24 protein-coding genes are annotated in these 23,756 nt (G+C 61.3%); 2 read left to right on the plus strand and 22 right to left on the minus strand.

What is annotated here, in order from left to right; translation table 11 throughout:
• Window position 1: 1 nt before the first annotated feature.
• Both AB5Y94_RS06875 and AB5Y94_RS06880 read right to left on the minus strand, forming a co-directional pair.
• The gene (locus AB5Y94_RS06875) at window positions 2-628 is read right to left on the minus strand and encodes a PilW family protein (RefSeq protein WP_368205253.1); all 627 of its coding nucleotides are present in this window, start codon (window positions 626-628) and stop codon (window positions 2-4) included.
• 20 nt (window positions 629-648) lie between these two features.
• Window positions 649-1,182, minus strand: a complete 534-nt coding sequence (locus tag AB5Y94_RS06880) for a GspH/FimT family pseudopilin (protein ID WP_005308838.1) — start codon at window positions 1,180-1,182, stop codon at window positions 649-651.
• A 93-nt stretch (window positions 1,183-1,275) separates the two neighbouring features.
• Here AB5Y94_RS06880 and AB5Y94_RS06885 point away from each other — a divergent pair, with 93 nt between their 5' ends.
• Window positions 1,276-1,662 (plus strand): type IV pilin protein, encoded by a 387-nt coding sequence (locus AB5Y94_RS06885; protein WP_005308836.1) that lies wholly within the window; start codon window positions 1,276-1,278, stop codon window positions 1,660-1,662.
• A gap of 4 nt (window positions 1,663-1,666) precedes the next feature.
• On the opposite strand, the gene tppA is transcribed toward AB5Y94_RS06885, so the two are convergent.
• From tppA to murJ, 12 genes are all read right to left on the minus strand, one after another.
• Window positions 1,667-2,068 carry a type IVa pilus pseudopilin TppA gene (gene tppA / locus AB5Y94_RS06890; protein WP_010635132.1) on the minus strand — a complete coding sequence of 134 codons (402 nt, stop codon included), beginning with the start codon at window positions 2,066-2,068 and terminating at the stop codon, window positions 1,667-1,669.
• Between the two features lie 8 nt (window positions 2,069-2,076).
• Window positions 2,077-5,430, minus strand: coding sequence for a pilus assembly protein (locus tag AB5Y94_RS06895; protein WP_368205254.1), 3,354 nt, complete (start codon window positions 5,428-5,430; stop codon window positions 2,077-2,079).
• A 9-nt stretch (window positions 5,431-5,439) separates the two neighbouring features.
• Window positions 5,440-5,916, minus strand: coding sequence for a PilX N-terminal domain-containing pilus assembly protein (locus AB5Y94_RS06900; RefSeq protein ID WP_005308830.1), 477 nt, complete (start codon window positions 5,914-5,916; stop codon window positions 5,440-5,442).
• Between the two features lie 10 nt (window positions 5,917-5,926).
• Window positions 5,927-7,021, minus strand: coding sequence for a PilW family protein (locus AB5Y94_RS06905; RefSeq protein ID WP_043169251.1), 1,095 nt, complete (start codon window positions 7,019-7,021; stop codon window positions 5,927-5,929).
• A complete protein-coding gene (gene tppB / locus AB5Y94_RS06910; protein ID WP_005308826.1) occupies window positions 7,018-7,431 on the minus strand; it encodes a type IVa pilus pseudopilin TppB in 414 nt (137 codons plus the stop codon). The genes AB5Y94_RS06905 and tppB overlap by 4 nt, the downstream gene beginning before the upstream one ends.
• Window positions 7,428-7,931 carry a type IVa pilus pseudopilin TppE gene (gene tppE, locus AB5Y94_RS06915; protein WP_005308824.1) on the minus strand — a complete coding sequence of 168 codons (504 nt, stop codon included), beginning with the start codon at window positions 7,929-7,931 and terminating at the stop codon, window positions 7,428-7,430. The genes tppB and tppE overlap by 4 nt, the downstream gene beginning before the upstream one ends.
• Window positions 7,932-8,189: 258 nt before the next feature.
• Complete coding sequence (ispH, locus tag AB5Y94_RS06920; RefSeq protein ID WP_005308820.1) at window positions 8,190-9,125, minus strand: 4-hydroxy-3-methylbut-2-enyl diphosphate reductase; 936 nt, start codon at window positions 9,123-9,125, stop codon at window positions 8,190-8,192.
• Window positions 9,125-9,577: an FKBP-type peptidyl-prolyl cis-trans isomerase gene (fkpB, locus tag AB5Y94_RS06925; RefSeq protein ID WP_368205255.1), complete on the minus strand. Its 453-nt coding sequence runs from the start codon at window positions 9,575-9,577 to the stop codon at window positions 9,125-9,127. The genes ispH and fkpB overlap by 1 nt, the downstream gene beginning before the upstream one ends.
• Window positions 9,574-10,077, minus strand: coding sequence for a signal peptidase II (gene lspA / locus AB5Y94_RS06930; RefSeq protein WP_017763995.1), 504 nt, complete (start codon window positions 10,075-10,077; stop codon window positions 9,574-9,576). Before lspA ends, fkpB begins: the two co-directional genes overlap by 4 nt.
• A complete protein-coding gene (gene ileS, locus AB5Y94_RS06935; RefSeq protein WP_017782215.1) occupies window positions 10,077-12,938 on the minus strand; it encodes an isoleucine--tRNA ligase in 2,862 nt (953 codons plus the stop codon). The genes lspA and ileS overlap by 1 nt, the downstream gene beginning before the upstream one ends.
• Entirely contained in the window at window positions 12,938-13,912 is a 975-nt protein-coding gene (gene ribF / locus AB5Y94_RS06940) for a bifunctional riboflavin kinase/FAD synthetase (protein ID WP_005308812.1), read from the minus strand. The genes ileS and ribF overlap by 1 nt, the downstream gene beginning before the upstream one ends.
• Window positions 13,913-14,054: 142 nt before the next feature.
• Window positions 14,055-15,620 carry a murein biosynthesis integral membrane protein MurJ gene (gene murJ / locus AB5Y94_RS06945; protein ID WP_010635140.1) on the minus strand — a complete coding sequence of 522 codons (1,566 nt, stop codon included), beginning with the start codon at window positions 15,618-15,620 and terminating at the stop codon, window positions 14,055-14,057.
• A 191-nt stretch (window positions 15,621-15,811) separates the two neighbouring features.
• On the opposite strand from murJ, the gene rpsT reads away from it, so the two are divergent.
• A complete protein-coding gene (gene rpsT, locus AB5Y94_RS06950) occupies window positions 15,812-16,075 on the plus strand; it encodes a 30S ribosomal protein S20 (RefSeq protein ID WP_005308808.1) in 264 nt (87 codons plus the stop codon).
• 48 nt (window positions 16,076-16,123) lie between these two features.
• Here the strand turns inward: rpsT and AB5Y94_RS06955 are convergent, their stop codons facing one another.
• The 8 genes from AB5Y94_RS06955 to rppH all read right to left on the minus strand — a co-directional run bounded on the left by AB5Y94_RS06955 (window position 16,124) and on the right by rppH (window position 23,724).
• Window positions 16,124-16,426 (minus strand): metalloregulator ArsR/SmtB family transcription factor, encoded by a 303-nt coding sequence (locus tag AB5Y94_RS06955; RefSeq protein ID WP_005308804.1) that lies wholly within the window; start codon window positions 16,424-16,426, stop codon window positions 16,124-16,126.
• Between the two features lie 49 nt (window positions 16,427-16,475).
• Entirely contained in the window at window positions 16,476-17,408 is a 933-nt protein-coding gene (gene nhaR / locus AB5Y94_RS06960; RefSeq protein WP_005308802.1) for a transcriptional activator NhaR, read from the minus strand.
• Entirely contained in the window at window positions 17,395-17,778 is a 384-nt protein-coding gene (locus AB5Y94_RS06965) for a hypothetical protein (protein ID WP_174704194.1), read from the minus strand. The genes nhaR and AB5Y94_RS06965 overlap by 14 nt, the downstream gene beginning before the upstream one ends.
• 20 nt (window positions 17,779-17,798) lie before the next feature.
• Window positions 17,799-18,989: a Na+/H+ antiporter NhaA gene (gene nhaA, locus AB5Y94_RS06970; protein ID WP_017787504.1), complete on the minus strand. Its 1,191-nt coding sequence runs from the start codon at window positions 18,987-18,989 to the stop codon at window positions 17,799-17,801.
• 227 nt (window positions 18,990-19,216) lie between these two features.
• Window positions 19,217-20,011 carry a thymidylate synthase gene (gene thyA, locus AB5Y94_RS06975; RefSeq protein ID WP_368205256.1) on the minus strand — a complete coding sequence of 265 codons (795 nt, stop codon included), beginning with the start codon at window positions 20,009-20,011 and terminating at the stop codon, window positions 19,217-19,219.
• The gene (lgt, locus tag AB5Y94_RS06980) at window positions 20,008-20,835 is read right to left on the minus strand and encodes a prolipoprotein diacylglyceryl transferase (protein ID WP_017765294.1); all 828 of its coding nucleotides are present in this window, start codon (window positions 20,833-20,835) and stop codon (window positions 20,008-20,010) included. The genes thyA and lgt overlap by 4 nt, the downstream gene beginning before the upstream one ends.
• 67 nt (window positions 20,836-20,902) lie before the next feature.
• Window positions 20,903-23,182 carry a phosphoenolpyruvate--protein phosphotransferase gene (gene ptsP / locus AB5Y94_RS06985; RefSeq protein ID WP_054544068.1) on the minus strand — a complete coding sequence of 760 codons (2,280 nt, stop codon included), beginning with the start codon at window positions 23,180-23,182 and terminating at the stop codon, window positions 20,903-20,905.
• A 14-nt stretch (window positions 23,183-23,196) separates the two neighbouring features.
• Window positions 23,197-23,724: an RNA pyrophosphohydrolase gene (gene rppH, locus AB5Y94_RS06990; protein ID WP_005308708.1), complete on the minus strand. Its 528-nt coding sequence runs from the start codon at window positions 23,722-23,724 to the stop codon at window positions 23,197-23,199.
• Between the last annotated feature and the right edge of the window lie 32 nt (window positions 23,725-23,756).

The following is a 23,756-nucleotide window of genomic DNA, read 5'->3' on the forward strand; positions in this document are numbered from 1 at the left end:
ATCAATACCCGTCGTTGCGCAGCTTGATATCACGCTGCAGAGTGAGTTTGAGCGCGGTGTTGGCCTTGTACTGACCCGATATAGTCAGCCGCACCGTCCGTGCACCTGACGAGACGCTGCCACTCAATAGCGAGAAGGTGAGAGCCGAGATCTCGATAGTATTGTCTGTACTAAGTAGTGAGCCATCCGAGCAGCTTACCGAGTTTCCTTCAGCCAGTTTTATACCCTTATCAGTACTACTGAAGCTGTAGACTCTTGTCTCTTCCACATCCCCAGAATTAGTACCGCAAACAGAAGCATCTTTATCTAAACAGCCATCAGAATCATAGTCATAACGAATACGAATACACCTATAAACCTGAGATCCACTCGCTGTCTCATTCATCAGATCAGTGTTCGTGCTGAACGTAAACTTAGATGCGGATGTTTCAAGGAGCATGCTTGCCTTACCATCGTACCCAGCCCGCTGGGCATCACGGGCAATCATGTCGGTGACGCTCTGCAGCTCCTGATTGAGGCGGCTCACCTGCATGGAGGTTTGATTGACCCTGAGGATGGTGGCGAACAAGGATGTCACCGCGGCGACCAGCAGCAGGCCTGCGACCATGGCAACCATCAGCTCCACCACGTTGAATCCCCTTGGCGCTCTCAACATGCAGGCACCCCACTGACATTGCTGACACCGCAGGTACGCACACGCCCGACATTGTTGGTCTTGACCTGCATGGAATAGGTACCGGATGAGATGGCAATATTCCCCGCCGTCAGGGAGGACCTTCTGGGAGAGATACTCAGGGGCCTGATGTTGCTTGACGATTCACTGTAGCTGGCAACCAGGCTGATACCGGGATATTCACTGGCATCGCCCCCTTTGCGCCCCTCAATGCTGGAACAGTGATCGCTGCAACTGTTGCAGCTGCCATCGATAAAAATGCGGTAACACCAATTGCTGGTGCCGCTGTTGAAGATGATGAATTGCAGGGTGCGATTACGCTTGATGGCCTCGGACTTCAGCAACATCACATCCGTATACACCGCCTGGGTGGCGGCCTTGACCATCTGCTCCTGGCGCAGTGATTGATAACTGGGAATCGCAACGGTCAGCAGCAGAGCGACCAGAGACAGGGCGACCATCAGCTCTATCAGGGTAAAACCGGCGGATCTGCCCTTTCTGCCTTCCATCGTTCAAGACTCCTTTCTTTTTGCACATGCCAGTAGAGCACACCGTCAGTACTATCCTATAGTATCAACCTGTTTCACGAAGCATGCCGCCCCATGAAAGCCAAACAGTCCGGAATCACGCTGCTGGAACTGCTCGTTGCAGTCGCCATCGTCGCCATCATTGCATCCATCGCCTACCCCAGTTTCAGCGACGGTTTGCGCAAATCCCGTCGAGCCGAGGCGTTCAAGGGCTTGCTCAGCATGCAGCTGAAACAGGAAGAGTTCAGAGTCTCCAACACCAGCTACGGCACGACCCCGTCCCAGGTGGGCAACCCCACCAGCAGCTACTATGACTTCACCATCTCCGGGGCTACCGCAACCACCTACACCCTGATCGCCACCAGCAAGGGAGCGCAGGTGGGTGACAAGAGCGGCAGCACCGCCTGCGATACCCTCACCCTCAACAAGGCTGACATCAAGACCCCGGCCGCCTGCTGGTAACATATTACCAGCACTCGGCGGCCGTCATGCTGGCCATCGACACCCCCTGCTGCCCCCCCTGATCCAGAGTCAGCAAGCCGCAGGGGTCGCCGTTCATCACCCCGGTCGGGATCGCCGTCAGGGTATAGCGGGCGCCGCTGGCATTGAGCGCCAGATTGTAATAGGCAGCCCCGCCATCCCTGGGCAAGGTGGCCAGTCCGGCTGAGGCCAGATTGCCGCCATCATAGTTGCCATCGGCAGTAAACTGCCGCTCCATGTATTGCGCCGCCTCTAGCAGGGCAGCCTTGGCCTCGGCCCGCTTGGCCGATGCCATGTAGCTGTTGTAGCTGGGGTAGGCAATCAGGGTCAGAATCGCCATCACGGCTACAGCAATCATCAGCTCCAGCAGGGAAAATCCACGCGCCATCTCCACCTCTACTCCAGTTGCAACCAGGACTGGCGACCCCCAAGGTCACCCGCCCCCTCTTCCAGCGTGACCGAGATATTGCCGCTGGAACCGCTGATGTACTTGCGCTCCATGTCGGCATCCTCCACCACGCTCGGCGTCGTGGTGAGCTCGTCAAACTGCTTGCCGCTGACCGGCACCTTGATGTCGTTGCCGCTGCCGTCCTTGATCCCCACATAGTCGTCATCGTTGACGGCCCCATCGCCATTGACGTCGAACACCGAGTAGCTCAGACGCGCCCCCGAGACAGGATCCAGCTCCATCAGCCAGGAGCGTCCACCAAAGTCACAAGCATCCGCCGAGGGGATCAGGGTATTGAAGATCAGCCGTTTGTTGCGGTAGAGCATCTCCGAAACGGCTCTCTCCCCTACCCCCTTGCTCAACGCAGGGGACTTCAGTACCAGATACCACCCTTTCTGACTGGTGTAGTTGACCGCCGTGTTGGAGACCACCCTCACGTTGAACTTGATGGTGGTGCCATTGGCGGAGTATTCGTGAGTGATGCTCTGCTGCTGCAACTGGCTGGCGAGCACGGTCGCCCCCGCATCCCAAATGCCGTAGACGGCCTCCAGCCTGGGGGTTGCCGGCAACAGCTTGTCGTCATTGGTGAAATAGCTGCCGGTTCCCATCAGCACCATGATGCCCCCCTTGGGATGGCGGATGGCCAGCGGGCGCATGGTGATGGGCTGGCGCGTGCTGGCAGAGCAGGTCCCGTTACACGCTTGAAACAGCGGTTTTGGCTTGTTGCCGGTCTTGAAGGCGCTCCCCCACTGGGCGCTGTTGTTGTCGGTCAGGTCGAATTTCCACAGATTGCCCTGCAGATCGCCGGCATAGACATAGTCCGCCACCCGATCGCCGTCCTCGTCTACCGGCAGGGGGGATGAGAGGCCATTGGGTTCGCTGGCCGAGCCCACCTGGGTATCGATTTCCTTGATCACGGCGCCGGTCGCCAGATCCAGCACAAACAGCCGGGCGGTCTGGCTGGTGCTGTTGTAGCCGTTGGCCACCAGCGCCACCCATTTGTTGCCGGACTTCACCCGGACCAGGGTCGGCGCAGCCAGCGCTCCCCCCATCTCGGCGTTGGTAAACTCCCACAACATCTTGTCGGCGGTGAAGTTGTCGGGGGCCGTTACGTCGATGGCAAAGACCGCCTTGCCTCCGGCGCCGGTCGACCCCAGCAGCACGGTTTTCCAGCTGCTGCCAAGATAGGCATCCCCCACCTTGGGCGTACCGTCCACATAGTAGCGGTGGCTGTAATCCGGCTTGGTCAGCAGGCTCAGATCCCCCAGCAGGCTGGCCGGGATGTAGCCCAGCGTCTCCACCCCGTTGGCGACCCGAAAACCGTGCAGCATGCCGTCATTGGCCCCCACGTAGAGCATGGGTGTGCGGCGACTGATGGCCGTCGAGCCGAGGAAACTCTGGTAGCCCTCCCGCTCGGCCTGGGTCAGGCCGGTGGCGCTGCCATAGCCGTAATCCCGGTTACCGACATAGACGGGATCCGAGTTGATGATGTCCCCCAGCAGGTCGCTGCGGCTGCGAAACAGGCCGCCATTGCTCTGCTCACGGCTGCGATCACCGCGCAAGTAGGCGACCCGGTTTTCCCCCTGGTTGTCACCGGCGAGGTTGAACAGGGCGCGATTGGTGGCGTTGAGATCAGCCCAGGTGAAGGGAATGCCGACCCCGTTCTGGCGAGTGAAGAGGCTGCGGGCGGTATGGGCAGGGATCTGGGTTGCGGCATCCCAGGCCATGTTGCCCAGCGAGCCGTCGCTGTTGAGCGGAATGGAGATGAGCTGCCCGGACCAGTCGCCACTGTTGTAGCGGGCCTGATAGATGTGGGTATTGCTGTCCAGCCGGGTGGCGTTGGCGGTCACCGAACTGGCGGAGCTGTTGCGTGCCGCAATCTGGGCCAGAGTGCTGCTCAGAGCCGCGGCAAAGACGTCGGGATCACCCGCGCTGAAGAAGCTGCCCTTGCTGTTGAGCGCCGCGTGCCACAGGTCATCTATCTTGTACTCCGGAATGTAGGTCGCGTTCTTGTACTCCTTGTCATCCGGATCATGGGGATTGGGCCAGCTGTTCGGGATGCCGTTGGCCGGATTGAGCGATCCGTTGACCCCGAGCCCCACGGTAAAGTTGACCAGATGCTGCCAGTTGGCGGGATCTGCCGTGCTGGTCGGCACCTTGTCGGCCAGATCGGCACGCAGGTCTGTTTTCCAGTACTTGTAGGCCACGTCGGCCAGGGTATTGCTGTAGCCATCCTTGTCCAGATCCCCCACTGAGGGGGTATCCCCGTTCCAGTAGCCATCGGTCATCAGGATGTTGTAGCTCTGCCGGCAGGTGAGGTGGGGCAAGGTGCTGCCGGCGCTGGCCGCCCAGGGGCCATTGTTGTCGGTGCGGGAGAAATACTCCCCCACATCCTTCAGGCTGGTGCGCAGCGGTGTGCCGGCGGCCGGAATGTCGCGGCTGTAGAGGTCGCTGAAAAAGGCGCTGCGATCGGTGCCGGAGAAGGGCGCCACCCCGCGGATCACGCTGCCGCTGGCATTGATGGTGGCAAACCCCACCCGCAGGGCCTGTCCCTGACTGGCGAAGGCACGACCGACCCCGGCCCGGGCCGCCAGGATCCGGGAGCGATAGTAGGTGTACCAGTTGGCGAAGTTCTGAACCTCCTCCTCATAGGTACAGACAGGAGCACTCTTGCAGTCGCTGCGATTGGGACGCCCGCCATAGGTGCTGCCCGACTTTATCTCGACCCGGGTATAACTGCTTGCCCTCTTCACGTCACCGCTGCCCTTGTAGGCGAAATAGACGGCGGGCCAGAAGGTCTCGTCATCGTTGTAGTCGCTGGAGGAGAACCCGGTGTAGTAGCGCAACGACTTCGAGCGGTTGTTCTTGGTCAGGTCGCGACAGCCGGCGGCGGTGTTGAAGGGGTTGTGCGGCGCGCAGCTGATGCTGGCATTCGCCATCAGGGTACCGTCCGCCTTGGCCCATGGGCGGTAGCTCAGCAAGGGGTTGTAGTAGAGCTTGTTGTTGTTGCTCGAGCGGGTGTAGGCGTTGCGATCGTTGTTGCTGGTGAAGGTCACGGTCCGGTTGTCATAGTCCTCGCTGCCATAGACGTTGTCGGCACGGGGATAGACGTAGCGAGCGCTGTTTTCGATCAAATCCTCCGGCATCAGCTCGAAGTGCATCGAGCCGGAGTCATCCAGACTGAACATGATGTTGGGTTCGGCCCGGGTGCCGAGATAGAGGGGAACCTGGGCGATGTCGAGCGCCGCCTGCACCTGGGTGCAGAGCAACAGGGCACAAAATCCGTAGCCAGATGCACGCATGGTTCCCTCCTAGCGGCTGTAGGTCGATTGCAACAGCACCCGGCTCTCGTCCGAGAGGCCGAATCCCCGAGCCGTGATGCGATAAAGACGGCGCTCGCTGATGGGTTCGTCCACCGCCAGGCTCTCGTTGCTGCTCTGGGTGTAGGGCAGCCGCTCGATGAAGTACTCTGGGGCCCGTCCCGCCAGCCCGCTATTGGCATAGGTACGCCAGGCCGTGGAGGGAGAAGCGGGATCCACCGCCACGCTGACGAACTCATAGAGGCCGGCGCTGTTGTCGTAGGGGCCTGAGTTGCCTGCCTCCAGATAGCGCTCGGCAGCGCGCAGTGCCGCCTCTGCCGCCTGCAGCGCCTGTTGCGACTCCTTCTGGTTGCCCGCCATCTTCTCCTGCAGCAGGGCGCTCTGCATGCTGGCCATCGCCAGCAGGCTCACTACCGCGAGAAAAATCAGGCTGATCACCAGTGCCATTCCCCCTTGTCGCCCCATCATGCCTCCCTCCTCATGGCAGCCGGTTGCGCAAGGCGACCGTGGTTTCGGCCACCCAGTACCAGTGGCTGTCGGTTGCCTGGAAGGTCGCGCCGGCGAAGCTGATGGCCTGCGGATCCGACACCACATTGCCCTGGTTGCTGCGCATCAACAGCTGAACGCCGATCCCCAGCACATTGTCCCAGTTCGGGTTGCTGGCGGCACTCACGTAACGATCCGCCGCCCGATCCCGGTTCTGATCCTCACCGAAGGTCAGCTGGATGTCGGTGACCCCGTCCACCAGCGGCATGCCCGCCCCCAGCCCGCTCTTGCGATAGAGGGCATAGGGCGCGCCGGCCGAGGGACGGGCGATGTAATAGACCCGGGTTTCCATTCGGCTCAATACCGAACCGGCGCCGAAGCGCTCTTCGACCGGGCTGCTGGCCCCGCCCCAGGAGCTGACGGCATTGCCCGGGGTGTATTTGTTGTCGTTGGAGTGGCCGATGTTGACCTCGCTGCCCCCCCCCACCACCTGGGTCTGGGTGATCTGGAAGATCCGCGCCTTCTGGCAGTCGGAGACCATGACGATGTCCCCCTCGCACAGGTCGCTGTAGCCCTGTTTGCCAGTGCCGCAGTAGTTGGCCTTGCTGGAGAGTTGCTGCACGAACAGCTGGGCCGCACTGTTGTTGCGGGTCACCGGCACACCACTGCCGGTAGGCCCCTGCACCAGCAGCACGTCGGTTCCCGGCTTGGGTTTGGGCTCTGCCGAGGTAAACAGGGCCGACAACGGCGCAGGCAGCGTCGCCGTGACATTGTCATAGCCGCGCAGATAGACGGTGAAGTTGTAGGGCAGTGCCGTCGCCCCGTTGAGGGTATTGGTGATGTTGACCCCCTGCTTGCTGAGGCAGCCCTGGTAACCCACCATCCGCAGCTCTTGTTGCAGCAGGTTGACGGCAAACCGGCTGTCCTCCTGCACCCGGGCGATGGCCTCACCGGTCAGGTAGGTTTTGTGGTTGCCAAGCAGCACCTGAATGATGATCCCGACCGTCAGCAGCGACAGCAGCAGGGCGATCATCACCTCCACCAGACCGACACCGGCCTGGCGCAGCAAGGTGCGCCGCCCGTTCACAGATCCGTCCTCAGGGTCATGCTGCGCAGCGCAGGCTCGGTGGCCAGCCGGCTGGCATCCCACTGGATGGTGATGGTCGCCTGTCCGGCACTCACAGCAATGGCCCCATCACCGCCGGGCAGGCCGCCGAGCGCCTGTTTCCAGTACTGCACATCCTGTATCGCCATCGAGCTGCCGGAGACCGCCTCCCCCAGGCCGACGTTGTACTGGCCGAGCAGAGCCGCGCTGCGGTTGGCCCGCATCATGTCGGTGATCATGTAGGCAAACTGGGTCGCCTCGGTCCGGGTCAGGGCCGACTGGTTGCTCTTGAGTGCCTGCAACTGCAGGGTCGCCATGCCGAGGATGCCGATCGACAACACCAGCACGGCGATCATGATTTCAAGCAGCGAGACGCCTTGCTGGTGCTTCATATGCAGCTGGTCTCCGTGATTGAAGGGCGGCCGGCCGGGGTGATCGTGATGTCGCGCGATGCCTCCTGCGCGCAGTCGGGCGGCTGCAGGGAAAACACCAGCGCCGCCTGGGCGCGACCATCGAGAAAGCCATTGCCACTGAAACGTACCAGCGAGGTATTGCTGACCAGGGTGCCTGCCCCCATGTCGGGAAAGAGTCGCAGCAACTCGCCGTTGTCCAGAGTGCCGTTGCCGTTGCTGTCGACCCAGATCTGCCAACCCGATTCCCAGTGGTTCTGGGTCAGATTGCTGGTGGAGGCGGAGAGGGTGACCGCCGTATTGCGGCGAATGGCTTCGGAGCGGGCAAGGTTGATGGCGGCCACGAAGTTGTTGGCCTGGCTGGTCAACGTCATGTTGCGCATTATCGCGCTGAAGGAGGGGACTCCCAGCGTCAGCAGGATAGAGACGAGCGCAATGGTGACCATCAGCTCGATGAGGCTAAAACCTGAACGCAAAAACATCCTGTTTCGCTCTGATTTTGTCGGGGGGCCGGCTGCACATCCATCTGCCATCAAGCCGGTGATAAGTTCATCAGCAGTCTAGGCCGCGAACCTTCGCTTGCAATTCAATCTACTCAAATCTTGGACATACATCATCAAATTTCGCTGCGATCTCACGGCAAAGCGGCCAACAAGAGCCATAAGAATCACCCATGAAAAAGCCACCTCGCAGGAGGTGGCTCAATCAGAAACGGTGTAGTCCCGCAGGGGACGCATCACTCACAGGATGCGCAGTTCCGGCGGCACTTCAAACACCACGTTCTCTTCACGACCGGGGTGTTCGGCCACCACCTTGCCACCCAGCTCGCGCAGACGGGTGATGACGGACTGCACCAGCACCTCGGGGGCGGAGGCACCGGCGGTGACACCGATCGCCTTGACTCCCGCCAGCCAACCGGCCTCGATCATGGAGGCGTCGTCGATGAGGTAGGCCTTGGCGCCCACCTTCTCGGCCAGCTCCCGCAGGCGGTTGGAGTTGGAAGAGTTGCGCGATCCCACCACCAGCATGGCGTCCACCAGCCCGGCCATCTCCCGCACCGCATCCTGGCGGTTCTGGGTGGCGTAGCAGATGTCATCCTTGCGCGGCCCCTGGATCTTGGGGAAGTGCGCCCGCAACGCATCGATCACGTCCGAGGTCTCGTCCACGCTGAGGGTGGTCTGGGTGACGAAGCAGAGATCGTCCGGGTTCTTCACCTTGAGCCTGGCCACGTCTGCCGGCGTCTCCACCAGATACATGCCGCCCTCGCGATTCTCGTACTGCCCCATGGTACCGATCACCTCGGGGTGACCGGCATGACCGATAAGCACGGCTTCGGAGCCCTTGCGACTGGCGCGGTGGACCTCCATGTGCACCTTGGTCACCAGCGGACAGGTGGCATCGAACACCTTGAGCGCGCGAGACTTGGCCATCTCGCGCACCGCCTTGGAGACGCCGTGGGCGGAGAAGATGACGATGCTGTCGTCCGGCACCTCATCCAGCTCCTCGACGAAGACGGCCCCCGCCTCCTTGAGCTTGTTCACCACGTAGCGGTTGTGCACCACTTCATGACGGACATAGATGGGGGCACCGAACTTCTCCAGCGCACTCTCGACGATGCTGATGGCGCGGTCGACACCGGCACAGAAGCCGCGGGGATTTGCGAGCAGGATATCCATCAGTGCACCTTCTCCTCGTCATCAACCCCCAGGATCTCCACCTCGAAGGTGACGGTGTGACCGGCCAGGGGGTGGTTGAAATCGACCGTCACCGATATCCCTGCCACCGCCCGGACGATACCCGGCAGCTCGCTGCCGTTGGGCTGGTCGAACAGTATGATGGTGCCGACTTTCGGCTCCACATCGGCGCCGAACTTGGCGCGGTCGAGATGGTAAATGTTGTCGGGGTTGGAGAGGCCAAAGGCCTCTTCCGGCGCCAGGGTGAAGCTCTTGCTCTCCCCTTCGCGCAGCCCCAGCAGGCACTGCTCGAAGCTCGGCGTCAGACTGCCGTCTCCCATCCGCAGACGGGCCGGCTTGCCGTGCAGCGCCGTGCTGTCGGCCACCGAGCCGTCTTCCAGCTTGATGGCGAAATGGAACAGTACGCTGCTGTCTGCAGCAATCAGCTGGCTCATGAGTTCGCGTCCTGTTTTTTCTCGCCACGCAAGCCGTCCAGCACGATCATGGCGGCACCGATGAAGATGAAGCTGTCGGCCAGATTGAACGCCGGCCAATGGGCTCGCTGCCAGTAGAAGTCGAGGAAGTCGACCACATGACCCAGCACCAGCCGGTCAAACACGTTGCCGAGCGCCCCGCCGATGATCAGGCTGTAGGCGATGCCGCTCCAGCGCTGGGTGACCGACTGCTTGCGCAACCAGTGGATCAGCAGGCCGCAGATAGCGAACGCCAGCACCGCGAAGAACCAGCGCTGCCAGCCGCCTTGATCCGCCAGGAAGCTGAAAGCCGCCCCCTTGTTGTAGACGTGGACCAGGTTGAAGAAGGGGGTGATCTCCACCCCCGGATAGCCAAACGGCAGCAGCTTGACCACGGCGAGCTTGCTCGCCTGGTCCAGTACGAAGGCCAGCACCGCCAGCCACAGCCAACGCAGGCCGCTTTTATGTTGAGTCATGTTCATCAGGCAAATTGACGAGTTTCGCCGTCACCCTCGACGTTGGTGACGCAGCGGCCACAGATCTCTTCGTGGCCCGCGATGGTGCCCACGTCTTCCACATGGTGCCAGCAGCGGTCGCACTTGGCGGCGGCAGACTGGGCCACGCTCAGCCACAGGTCATCGCGCTCGGTCGCCACGGCCTCAGCCGGTGCGGCATCGACGCTGACCACCTTGGCCTTGGAGGTGAGCAGCACGAAGCGCAGCTCATCGGCCAGGGCGTTCAGACGCGCAGCCAGCTCAGGCTTGGCGAACAGAGTCAGCTCGGCCTGCAGAGAACCGCCGATGCGCTTCTCGCCACGGGCCACTTCCAGCGCCTTGTTCACTTCACCGCGCACGGTGAGGATCTCGGCCCAGAACTCGTCGTTCAGCACTTCGCCCGCTTCCAGCCCGAACAGGCCGTCGTACCACTCCTCGGTGAACACGAACTCGCCGCGCTCGCCCGGCAGCAGAGCCCAGATCTCGTCGGCAGTGAAGCTCATGATGGGCGCCATCCAGCGCACCATGGCCTCGGCGATGTGATAGAGAGCGGTCTGGCAGGAGCGACGGGCCAAGCTGTCAGCCTTGGCGGTGTACTGACGATCCTTGATGACGTCCAGATAGAAGGAACCCATCTCGATGGAGCAGAACTGCATCAGCTTCTGGGTCACACCGTGGAAGTTGTACTCGTCGAACGCCGCCACGATCTCGGCCTGTACCGCCTTGGCACGGCCCACGGCCCAGCGATCCACCACTACCATGTCGGCCGGTGCCACCATGTCGGTCGCCGGATTGAAGCCGTTCAGGTTGGCCAGCAGGAAGCGGGCGGTGTTGCGGATACGGCGATAGGCGTCGGCGGAGCGCTTGAGGATCTCGTCGGAGACGGTCATCTCGCCGGTGTAGTCGGTGCTGGCGACCCACAGACGCAGGATGTCGGCACCCAGCTTGTTCATCACGTCCTGCGGGCTCACCACGTTGCCGATGGACTTGGACATCTTGCGACCCTGACCATCCACGGTAAAGCCGTGAGTCAGTACCTGGTTGTAGGGTGCCTTGTCCTTCATGGCAACGCCGATCATCAGGGAGGACATGAACCAGCCACGGTGCTGGTCAGAGCCTTCCAGATACATGTCGGCCGGCTTGCCGTTGAACTCGGGACGGGCATCGACCACGGAGGCGTGGGTAGAGCCGGAGTCAAACCAGACGTCCAGGGTATCGGGCACCTTCTCGTAGTTGTCGGCGTCCGCGCCCAGCAGCTCGGCCTTGTCCAGATCCCACCAGGCCTGGATACCGGACTGTTCGACCCGCTTGGCCACCTCTTCCATCAGACGCACGGAATCCGGGTGCAGCGCCTGGGTATCCTTGTGGACGAACAGGGAGATGGGCACGCCCCAGGTACGCTGACGGGAGATACACCAGTCAGGACGGTTCTCGACCATCGCCTGAATGCGGTTTTTACCCCAGGCCGGGACCCAGCCACTCTGGCCGTGCTGGGCAATGCCCTCTTTCTCGATGCGCTCTATCTCTTCCAGCGCACGCTGCCGAAGACCCTTCTGCTCCATGCTGATGAACCACTGGGGGGTAGCACGGAAGATGATCGGGGTCTTGTGACGCCAGCAGTGCGGGTAGGAGTGGTTGAACACCTTGTGATGCAGCAGGGCGCCACGCTCGGTCAGCACCTCGACCACGGCCGCATTGGCCTTGAACACATGCTGGCCGGCAAACAGTTCGGTATCCGGCAGATAGACGCCGTTGCTGCCAACCGGGTTGGCCACTTCCAGACCGTACTTCTGACCGACTACGAAGTCTTCCTGACCGTGGCCAGGGGCGGTGTGCACCGCGCCGGTACCGGCGTCCAGGGTGACGTGATCACCCAGCACCACAGGCACGTCGAAGCTGTAGAAGGGGTGGTTGAAGCGCAGCAGCTCGAGCGCCGCGCCCTTGGCGTAGCCCAGGTTGTGGAAGTGCTCGATGCCGGCACGATCCATCACGTCCTTGACCAGCTCGGCGGCCAGGATCAGACGCTCGGGATTGTCACCCTCTACCTGCACCAGCGCATAGTCGAGATCGGCGTGCATGGCGATGGCGCGGTTGGCCGGCAGGGTCCACGGGGTAGTGGTCCAGATCACGGCAGAGAGGGGGCCCTTGCCGGTATGGCCTTCGGCGCAGTCAAATTTGGCGGCCACGGCAGCCTCGTCGACGGCCTTGAAGCGCACGTCGATGGAGGGGGAGTTCTTGTCGTAGTACTCCACTTCGGCTTCAGCCAGGGCGGAGCCGCAATCGGTACACCAGTGCACCGGCTTGGAGCCTTTGTGCAGGTGGCCGTTTTCAACGATCTTGGCCATGGAGCGGATGATGTTGGCTTCGGTGCCAAAATCCATGGTCAGGTAGGGGTGTTCCCAGTCACCCAGCACGCCCAGACGGATGAAGTCGGTCTTCTGCGCTTCGATCTGGGTCTTGGCGTATTTGCGGCACTCGGCGCGGAACTCGGCGGCGGAAACCTTCTCGCCCGGCTTGCCGACCATGCCTTCCACTTTCAGTTCGATGGGCAGACCGTGGCAATCCCAGCCCGGCACATAGGGGGAGTCGAAGCCGGAGAGGCCCTTGGACTTGATGATGATGTCTTTGAGGATCTTGTTGACCGAGTGACCGATGTGAATGCTGCCGTTCGCATAGGGGGGGCCATCGTGCAGAATGAACGAAGGCTTGCCCGCTTTGGCGCGGCGAATGGCGCCGTAAAGATCCTGATCGTACCAACGTTTCAGCATGTTGGGTTCGCGCTTGGCCAGATCGCCACGCATCGGAAACTCGGTTTCCGGAAGATTCAGGGTGTGTTTATAGTCGCTCATCAGTCCTGGGTTCCCTTCTTTTCTAAAAGAGTGCTGGGTAAATGAAATTGTGGCAGCCCGAACCAGGCTCGGGCCGCCAGGGCATCTCGTTCGATCTGCTCTTTCAAGGCGGTGAAAGAGGCAAACTTCTGCTCTTCGCGCAGCTTGTGGCGAAGCAGCACCTTGACCTGTTGACCATAAAGGTCGCCAGAAAAATCAAATAGATGTACTTCCAATCTGGCTTGTGTACCGCTCAAGGTCGGCCGTACACCCACATTGGCGACACCGGGGAAGGTCTTGCCGGAACATATCACTTCCACCGCGAACACGCCACCGACCGGGATCACCTGACGCTTGAGGGCCAGATTGGCGGTGGGAAAACCTATGGTGCGGCCCAGCTTTTCACCGTGAGCCACCCGACCGCTGATGGTATAGGGACGGCCGAGCATCAGCTCCACCTCCGCCATCCGGCCAGCCGCGAGGGCCTCGCGCACCAGCGTGCTACTCACCCGCTGACGGGACAACTGGAAGCTCTGGGTGCTGATCACCTCGAAGCCGAAGCGCCGGCCGGCCTCCTCCAGCAGGTGGAAGTCCCCTTCCCGCCCCTTGCCGAAGCGAAAATCGTCGCCGACCACCAGATAGTGCACGCCGAGTTTCTCCACCAGCAGCTGCTCGATGAAGGTGGTGGCGGACTGCTCGGCAAAGCGGTGGTTGAAGCGCACGCAGAGCATGCGATCGATCTGCATCCCCTTGAGCGCCTCGTACTTCTCCCGCAGGCGGCTGAGGCGGGCCGGCGCCGCAGCGCCGGCAAACAGCTCCAGCGGCTGGGGTTCGAACAGCATGACGCAGGCCGGCAGGCCGAGCTGGGCGGCCTTTTCCTGCAAGCGAGCCAGCACGGCATGATGACCCTGATGGACCCCATCAAAGTTGCCAATGGTCAATACACACCCCCGGTGACGGGGCTTGATATTGTGAATACCGCGGATAAGCTCCATCAGTGCCTTGTGCTTTGCTGCTATGAAAATCGCCGGATTATATATCAGGCGGCACGCCGGGTCAGCCCTGTTGCTGACCCGATTTCAGCCGCTCCGCCCCGACAACAGGTTCAGGCGGGGCTATCTCGCCGCAGGGGCTGACTCAGTCGTCCCGCCCCGCTCTCAGATCTCTTGGCCGGATCCCAAGCGCCAGCAGGACACCGGCATAGATGGCCCCCCCCACGACCAGCAGCATGGCCAGCTGCATGGTCGCCTTGCTCATGTGCCAGGCGCCCCACTGGGCCAGATCCGGCGAGAGGTACAAGAGCACGCCCCCCATCAGCAGGCTGGCGGTCAGCAGTTTGAGACAGAATACCCCGGTGTGACGGGACGGGCGGTAGACGCTCTGCTGATGGAGCCCCCTGAACAGCAAAGCCGCGTTCAGCGTGCCCGAGCAGGCGGTCGAGAGGGCCAGCCCCACGTAGCCGAGCGGATAGATGAAGAGCAGGTTGCAGACCATGTTGGCCGCCATCGAGATCATCCCGATCCGCACCGGCGTGCGGGTATCCTGGCGGGCGTAGTAGCCCGGCGCCAGCACCTTGATCAGCATCAGCGACAGCAAGCCCGTGGTCGATGCCAGCAAACTGGCGCTCGACATGCTCACTTCGTGCAGGCCGAACTCGCCGCGCATGAACAGCACCCGCAGGATGGGCTCGCGCAGCACGGCGATGCCCACCATGGCCGGCAGGCCGAGCAGCATCACCATCCGCACCCCCCAGTCCATGGTACGGGAGAAGTCGGCCGGGTCGGCATCCACGTGCTTCTTGGCCAGCGCCGGCAGAATGACGGTGCTGATGGCGACGCCGAACATGCCGAGCGGGAACTCCAGCAGCCGATCCGAGTAATAGAGGTAGCTGATGGCACCGGTCGCCAGGAAGGAGGCGAGCATGGTGTTGACCAGCAGGTTGATCTGGCTGACCGAGACCCCGAACAGGGCCGGGATCATCAGGGTACGGATCTTCACCACCCCCGGGTGGTGCCAACCCCACTTGGGCCACACCAGCATGTTGAGCTGGCGCAGGAAGGGGAACTGGAACAGGAACTGCACCAGACCGCCGAGGAAGACACCGATGGCCAGCGCCAGCTCGGGGTTGTCGAGCCAGGGTGAAATCCACCAGGCGGCGGCAATCATGGTGATGTTGAGAAAGATAGGGGTAAAGGAGGAGACCCCGAAGCGACCGAAGGTGTTGAGAATGGCCCCCGCCATGGCGGTGAAGGTGATGAACCAGAGGTAGGGGAAGGTGATCTTGAGCATCAGGCTGGCCATCTCGAACTTCTCGGCCGCCGGCCCGCCGTGCAGCCAGTCCCAGAACCAGCCCCAACCAAACAGGGCGGTCAGCACGCCTGACCCCAGCACCCCGAGCAGGGTGACCACGGTAACGATCCCCCCCAGGGTGCCCGCCACCGCAGCCAACAACTCGCGCACTTCGCTCTCGTCGCCCTTTTTCTTGTACTCCGTCATCACGGGAACAAAGGCCTGGTTGAAGGCACCTTCGGCGAACAGGCGGCGCAGAAAGTTGGGAATGCGGTTGGCAAAGAAGAAGACGTCTGCGGCCACCCCGGCGCCAAGCAGATTGGCGATGACCACATCGCGAACCAAGCCCATCACGCGGGACGCCAACGTCATTCCGGACACTATCATGCCGGATTTGATCAATTTCTTACTCAAGACGAGGCCTCTGGAACTGTCGGAATGAAAAGAATGCTGATAGAATCGGCCGACAGTTTAACCGTCTCCCACCTGACACACCACCGGGGGGCGGTGTTTATTTGCACAAATCATTTGACAATATGTGGTTGAGAAGGCATATTTCCGGGCCTTTTCAATACACTCGCTAAGACAGTTTTAGGAGTTTTACCTTGGCTAACATCAAATCTGCTAAGAAGCGCGCTCTTCAGTCAGAGAAACGTCGTCAGCACAACGCCAGCCGTCGTTCCATGACCCGTACCTACCTGAAGAAAGTCATCGCTGCCATCGCCTCCGGCGACAAGGCTGCTGCGACTGCCGCTTTCGCTGTTGCTCAGCCGATCATGGATCGTATGGCGACCAAAGGCCTGATCCACAAGAACAAAGCTGCTCGTCACAAGAGCCGCCTGTCTGCCCAGATCAAAGCTATGGCTTAATCAGCGTCTGCTGATAAAGCTGAAAAAACCGGCCTTTGTGCCGGTTTTTTATTTCTGTTCGCTGCAGTACAACTTGTGCAGCAACCCTATCATCTCGCGCACCTCGTAGCTGCGCAGCGAATAGTAGACCGTCTGGGCCTCCTTGCGCGTCTCCACCAGTTCATCCCGCCGCAGCACGGCCAGGTGTTGTGACAACGCCGACTGACTCAGACCAAGCCGCTCGTTGAGCTCCCCCACCGACAGCTCCCGCTCCAGCAGCTGACACAGGATAAACAGCCGCCGTTCATTGGCCAGCGCCTTGAGCAGTGCCACCGCCCGGCTCGCATTGGCCTCCATCTCTTCCAGTTGCATCTCATTCCCTCTCGTTCGAGGCAAGAATCATACTCTGTGGCCCGTCAATTTAAAATGACAGGGTTGCCGGTTGAATCATGGCAAAGTCCTCCTGGCCGGCAAACAGGAAGGAGAAATCACTCTCGCACACCCGTTTTACCGCCGGGTGCTGGATCATCCGCTCGGCGAAGATGACGTAGTACTCCTCCATCAGATCCTGGGTCTCGCCCAGCAGCATCACCCCCTCCCCTTCCAGGATCTCCTCCCGGTAGATGGTGGGTGCCATGAAGATGCCCTGGTTGAAGAAGCCGAACGCCTTCATCAGGGCCGCATCGTCAAACTCGCCGAGAATGCTGGGGGAGACCCCCTGCTGCTCGAACCACTGGGTCAGCTGACGACCCATGGCGGTACGCCGGCCGGGGATCAGCAGCTTGCGCTCCTCCAGACAGGCGGGAAACGGCAGCGATGGCAGCGGCGCCTTGCAGAAGAAGCTGACCCCGCAACCACCAAGTCGCTTGGAGAGCAGGCCGGCGTGCTGGCTGGAGTCCACCGGGCAGTCGGAGAGGATCATGTCGAGCTTGTGTTCGCTCAGCTGCTCCAGCAACAGCTCGTGGGTCGATTCGAAGCAGCGCAGGTGGATGGAGCCATCATTGGGGATGACGGAGAGCAGCACCCGGCTGGCGAGGCGTTTGGAGAGGGCGTCTGCGATGCCGACGTCGAACAGGATCTGGCTCTCCTTGCGGTAGTTGACAATATCCAGCATCTCGTAGGAGAGGCTGAACATCTTGTCGGCATAACGGAACACCAGCTGGCCCAGCTCGGTCGCCTCCAGGGAGCGTCCCTTTCTTATCAGCAATTTGCCACCGAGGCGCTGCTCCAGCAGCTTGATCTGGCCGGTGACGGTCTGCGGGGTCAAAAAGAGGGCTTCCGCCGCTTGCGTGACGGAGCCCTTCTTCTGGGTCATCCAAAAATAATAGAGATGGTTGTAGTTAAGGTGTGACATCCGATGGGGTTCCCGCCTGGCGCGGGCTCCGGTAGCAACTGAGTTCAGCCGCCAGAATGTCATACATGTCGCTGATCGAGTCAACCTTGTTCGCGCCGAACTGCTCCTGCAGGTGGGTCTTGAGGCTGACCGGATCCGGCATCCGTTCCCCGCAGTAGCGCTTGTTGGACTGCTTGACCCGCTCGCCGGCCCGGCTGCTCAGCGCCCGCTCGGCAAAGGTCTCGCCAAACTGCGCCTTGGCCTGCTTGTCCCCCAACAGCAGGGCGCTGTCGACCACGCCGCTGAGGTAGGCCGAGCAGCTGGCCGAGGCTGCATCCTGCTGGCAATCCTGCAGACTGCCGGCCCAGGCCGCCTGGCTCAGCGCCAGCATGACCAACCATCCGACTCTTTTCATAACCCCTCCGTGCTTTGATCGGCCTCCCGGTTCGGGAGCGCCATGCGCAGGGCAAGATAACCGACTACCGCCGCCAGGGTGGATCCCACCAGGATCCCGAGGCGAGAGTAGCTGCCGTAATCCAATCCGCCGTGCTCGAAGGCCAGCGAGGCGATGAACATCGACATGGTAAAGCCGATGCCGCACAGAATGCTGACCGCAAAGATCTGTCTGAAGTTGACCCCGGGCGGCAGTTGGGCAATGCCCAGCTTGACCGACAGCCAGCTGATGGTGAACACCCCGAGCGGCTTGCCGATGAACAGCCCCAGCATGATGCCCATGGGCACCGGGCTCAGCAGGGAGGAGAGACCTATCCCCTCCAGCGACACCCCGGCGTTGGCAAAGGCGAACAGCGGCAGGATCAGGTAGGCGCTCCAGGGGTGCAGGGCATGCTCCAGATGCTTGAGTGGCGACTCATAACGCTTGCCGTTGAGCGGGATCATGAAGCCCACCACCACGCCGGCCAGAGTCGCATGGACGCCCGACTTCAGCACCGCCACCCAGAGCACCAGCCCGACCAGCATGTAAAGGCTGATCCGATCCTCGCCGCGGCGATTCATCCACAGCAGGGTCAGGGTCGCCAGGATGCCGATCGCCAGCGCCGTCAGTGACAGCTGCTGGGTGTAGAACAGGGCGATGATGATGATGACCCCCAGGTCATCCATGATGGCCAGCGCCAGCAGAAACACCTTGAGGCTGACCGGCACCCGCTTGCCGAGCAGCGCCATCACCCCGAGGGCAAAGGCGATGTCGGTGGCGGCGGGAATGGCCCAACCGGCACGCGCCACTTCGTCCGAGTAGTTGAAGAAGGCATAGATCAGGGCCGGCGCCAGCATGCCACCCACCGCCGCGATGGCTGGGAAGGTGGCCTGCACCCGGGAAGAGAGGGCCCCTTCCAGCATCTCGCGTTTCACCTCGAGACCGACCAGCAGGAAGAAGACAGCCATGAAGCCGTCGTTGATCCAGAGCAGCAGTGGCTTGTTGATGTCGAGGGCGGCAATGCGCACCTGTACCTGGGTATCGAGGAAAGCCTGATAGCTGCCGGCCAGGCCGCTGTTGGCCAGGATCATGGCCAGCATGGCTGCCATGATCAGAATTATTCCGGAGGCGGCCTCCAGCTTGAGGAACTTCTTGATTACGTCGCTCATGGTTAAAATATCCACAGTCTTACTTTGATTTGAGTCTATATCCGATAACAATCCGTGAAAAATCGTTTCTTACTGCGAAATACAACGAAAAAACCGAAGGCAAAAATCAAACATGCCTACTATAAGCAGGTTTTCTCTCGGGCAGATATCACTCGAAACTCCCCCATAAGAATGAATATTCTGTGGCTTTTATGCATAAAAAAGGCGCCCCATGGGCGCCTTTCACATCAGATGGCGACGGGCGCCTTGATGCCGGGATGGGGGTCGTAACCCTCGATCTCGAAATCCTCGAACTGGTAGTCGAAGATGGAGCCCGGCTTGCGTTTGATCAGCAGGGTCGGCAGCGGGCGCGGCTCGCGGGAGAGCTGCAGCGCGGTCTGCTCCATGTGGTTGGAGTAGAGGTGCACGTCACCACCGGTCCAGACGAAGTCCCCCACCTCCAGGTCGCACTGCTGGGCCATCATGTGGGTCAGCAAAGCGTAGCTGGCGATGTTGAACGGCAGGCCGAGGAAGACGTCACAGCTGCGCTGATAGAGCTGGCAGGAGAGTTTGCCGTCCGCCACGTAGAACTGGAAAAAGGCGTGGCAGGGGGCCAGCGCCATCTTGTCCAGCTCGCCCACATTCCAGGCAGAGACGATGATGCGACGGGAATCCGGGTTGTGCTTGATGTCGTCCACCGCCTTCTGGATCTGGTCGATGACAGACCCGTCAGCCGCCGGCCAGGAGCGCCACTGGGCGCCGTAGACCGGGCCAAGATCGCCGTTCTCGTCGGCCCACTCGTCCCAGATACTGACACCATTTTTTTTCAGATAGGCGGTATTGGTGTCGCCGTTGAGGAACCAGAGCAGCTCGTGAATGATGGAGCGCAGGTGGCACTTCTTGGTGGTCACCAGCGGAAAGCCTTCGGCCAGGTTGAAGCGCATCTGATGGCCGAACAGGGAGACAGTGCCGGTGCCGGTACGGTCGGACTTGACGGTCCCCTCATCCAGGATCTTCTGCATCAGGTCGAGATAGGCTCTCATTGTTTTGCCTCCTTCACGGCGTTGCCGAACAGCTGCGGGCGCTTGTAGGCGGCCCAGATCATCAGGGCACCGATGAGGATCATCGGAGTAGAGAGGATCTGGCCCATGCTGATCTCGTTGAAGTAGAGCCCCAGCTGGCTGTCAGGCTGGCGTACGAACTCCACCAGGAAGCGGAACAGGCCGTAGAACAGCAGGAACATGCCGGAGATGGCGCCACGGGGCGGGTTCTTGCGCCAGAACAGGTTGAGGATGATGAACAGTACCACCCCTTCCAGTGCGAACTGGTAGAGCTGGGAGGGGTGGCGCGGCTCGGGGCCCGCCTCCGGGAAGATGATGGCCCAGGGCACATCGGTGACCCGACCCCACAGCTCGCCGTTGAGGAAGTTGCCGATGCGGCCGACGCCGAGGCCAAACGGAATGAGCGGTGCCACGAAATCGGCCACGGTAAAGAAGTGGCGCTTAGTCTTGTGGGCAAACCAGACCATGGCGGTGATGACCCCGATCAGGCCGCCGTGGAACGACATGCCACCGGTCCAGATCTTGAACAGGTAGAGGGGATCGGCCAGGAACATGTCGAAGTTGTAGAACAGCACGTAACCAACCCGACCACCCAGGATCACCCCGAGGAAGCCGTAAAACAGCAGGTCCGAGACCTCGTTGCGGGTCCAGCCGCTGTTCGGCGCATCGGCGCGGCGCCCCGCCAGCCACATGGCAAAGGCGAAACCAAACAGATACATGAGACCATACCAGCGTACCGATAGTGGTCCCAAACTGAATGCTACGGGATCAATCTGCGAGAAAACCCAATATCCATCGTGCTGCATAAGCGGCCCCAGTCATAAGAAAAGCCGCATTTTCCGATCATTCGTCAGCAGGGACAAGGCATGATTATCAATCAATCTGTTTCGCTTTGTGACCGGCGCGCAGCAAACCGCCCAGACCGTGCTCTTCCAGATAGCGGGCAAACAGGCCACGCAGCACATGGGGATTGTCGTGCTTGAGGCCGTCGGTCAGCAGCACCGTCAGCTCGCTCAGGTTGGCCTGGCGCAGTACGTACTTGATGCGGGCGATGTTGTGGGTGTTCATGCTGAAGCGACGATAGCCCATGGCCAGCAGCAGCAACACCCCGACCGGATCACCGGCCAGCTCGCCACAGACCGAGACCGGTTTGTGGTAGCGATGGGAGGCATCGACCAGCAGCTGCAGGGCGCGGATCACCGCCGGATGGAAGGCGTCGTAGATGTTGGCGACCCGGGCGTTGTTGCGATCCACCGCCAGCAGGTACTGGGTCAGGTCGTTGCTGCCCACCGACCAGAAGTCGATGAGCGGCGCCATCTCAGGCAGGATGTAGAGGGCGGAAGGCACCTCGATCATCACCCCGAGGCTCGGGTAGCGGATCACCGCCTCACGGCTGGCCGCCTCTTCCGACACCTCGCGCCAGGCCTGATCCAGCAGGCGGCGGGAAGCCTTGATTTCGCTGACGCTGCTGATCATCGGCAGCATGATGGCCAGATTGTCCAGCCCTTCGCTGGCCCGCAGCATTGCCTTGAGCTGCACCAGGAACAGTTCGGGGTGATCCAGGGTGAGCCGGATCCCCCGCCAGCCAAGGAAGGGATTTTCCTCGACGATGGGGAAATAGGGCAGTTGCTTGTCACCCCCCACGTCCAGAGTCCGCATGCAGACGGGGCGATTACGGTAAGTCTCCAGAATGCCGCGATAGCGGGCAGTCTGCTCCCACTCTGACGGGAAGCTGTCCTGCAGCATGAAGGGGATCTCGGTGCGATAGAGACCGACCCCGTCCGCCAGATGATTGAGGGCTATCTCGGTATCGGCGCTGAGGCCGGCGTTGAGCAACAGGGAAACGGGGGTGCCATCGGCGGTTTCTGACGGCTGGTTGTCGACGCTGCGCACCAGAGTATCGAGGGCCCGCTCCTCATTGAGCAGCTGGCGATACTCGGTCAGGATCACCTGATTAGGCTCGATGAAGAGATCGCCGCTGTAGCCATCGACCACCAACATGCGACCACCGATGTCGCCGAGCGGCAGATCCACCCCCATGATGGCCGCCACCCCCATGGCGCGGGCCAGGATGGCGGCGTGGGAGTTGGTGCCCCCCTTGAGGGACACCACCCCGGTCAGGAACTCGCGGGGCACCTCGGCGAGGATGGTGGCCGTCACCTCGTCGGCAACCAGCACCACAGGCTCGCCGATGGCGATGTGCTCGGGCTCGTTTTGCACCAGCCGACTGATGAGCCGCTGAGCGATGTCCTTCACATCGGTGGAGCGTTCCTGCAGATAGGGATCCTTCATCCCCTTGAACTGCTCGATGAGACGATCGCTGATGAGCTTGACCGCCGAGACCGCCGTCCAGTGCTCCTTGCTCACCTTGTTGCGGATCGGCTTGATGTAGCCGGGATCGTCCAGCAGATGCAGATAGATGTCGAAGATGGCCACCGAGTCCTGGCTGTAGCTCTCGCGAAAACGCAGGGCCAGGCTCTCCAGATCGTGACGCACCTCTTCCACCGCCACGTTCAGCCGCGCCAGCTGGCTGGCGTGATCCTCATCCTTGCGCGGGGTGATGGAGCGCAGCTCCTTGCGTGGCCGCCACACCCAGGCCTTGGCCATGGCGATGCCGCTGGCCCCGGCAATGCCGCGCAGCGGCTTGCTCCAGTCGGTCTTCTGCAGCCACCCCTTGGCCTGAGCCTGGGCGATGCGCGCCGCCAACTGGGCCGCCAGGGTGACCATGAAGGACTCCTCCCCCTCATCGAAGAGACGGCTCTCCTTCTGCTGCACCACCAGAATACCCACCACCTGGCGCTGATGCATGATGGGGGCGCCGAGGAAGGAGCGAAACGCCTCTTCGGCCACATCGGGCAGGAATTTGAAACTGGGATGGGAGGGGGCATCGGCCAGGTTGATCAGCTCTTCACGCTGACCCACCAGGCCGACGATACCCTGCTCGAACGGCAGGGTGGCCTTGCCCACCGCCGACTCGGCCAGACCGTCGGTCGCAGCCAGCCGGTAGCGGCGCATTTCAGGTTCAGAGACGTAAACGGAACAGCAGTCTACCGACATGGCCAGCCGGGTCTGGCTGACCAGTGCCTGCAAGGCCAGCTCGAGGGTATTGGCTTCGGCCATGCTTTCGACGATGCGTCTGAGTTCCGTTAACAACTAATCTGTGCTCCTTAGCGGGCGCGATTACGCCGCCCATCCTTCTTGTTGACCTGCACTGCCGGCACCGGCATCGCCAGCGGGGCAAACTCCTTCATCACCCGTCGATAGACTTCCCGCTTGAAGGAAACCACCTGACGCACCGGGTACCAGAAGCTGACCCAACGCCAGTCATCAAACTCCGGATGACCATGACAACCGAACTGGATCCTGGACTCCCTGCCCGGATCCAGCTGCAGCAGAAACCATTTTTGTTTTTGGCCAATACAGACCGGTGAACTGTCCCAACGAACGAGGCGTTTTGGCAAGCGATACTTCAACCAGTTGCGACTGGTCGCCATGATAGTCACATCCTCGGGCTTGAGGCCTATCTCCTCATACAGCTCACGATACATGGCCTGCTCTGGCGTCTCACCGTCATCAACTCCTCCCTGCGGAAACTGCCAGGAGTGCTGCCCATAACGCTTGGCCCACAATACTTGTCCGTCACGGTTACAGATCACGATTCCGACATTGGGACGAAACCCGTCGCCATCTATCACGTGATCACCTTATAAAGGCTGAATCTATAAGG

The sequence above is a fragment of the Aeromonas sp. s5 genome (genome assembly GCF_040907865.1).
Lineage (GTDB): Bacteria > Pseudomonadota > Gammaproteobacteria > Enterobacterales > Aeromonadaceae > Aeromonas > Aeromonas dhakensis.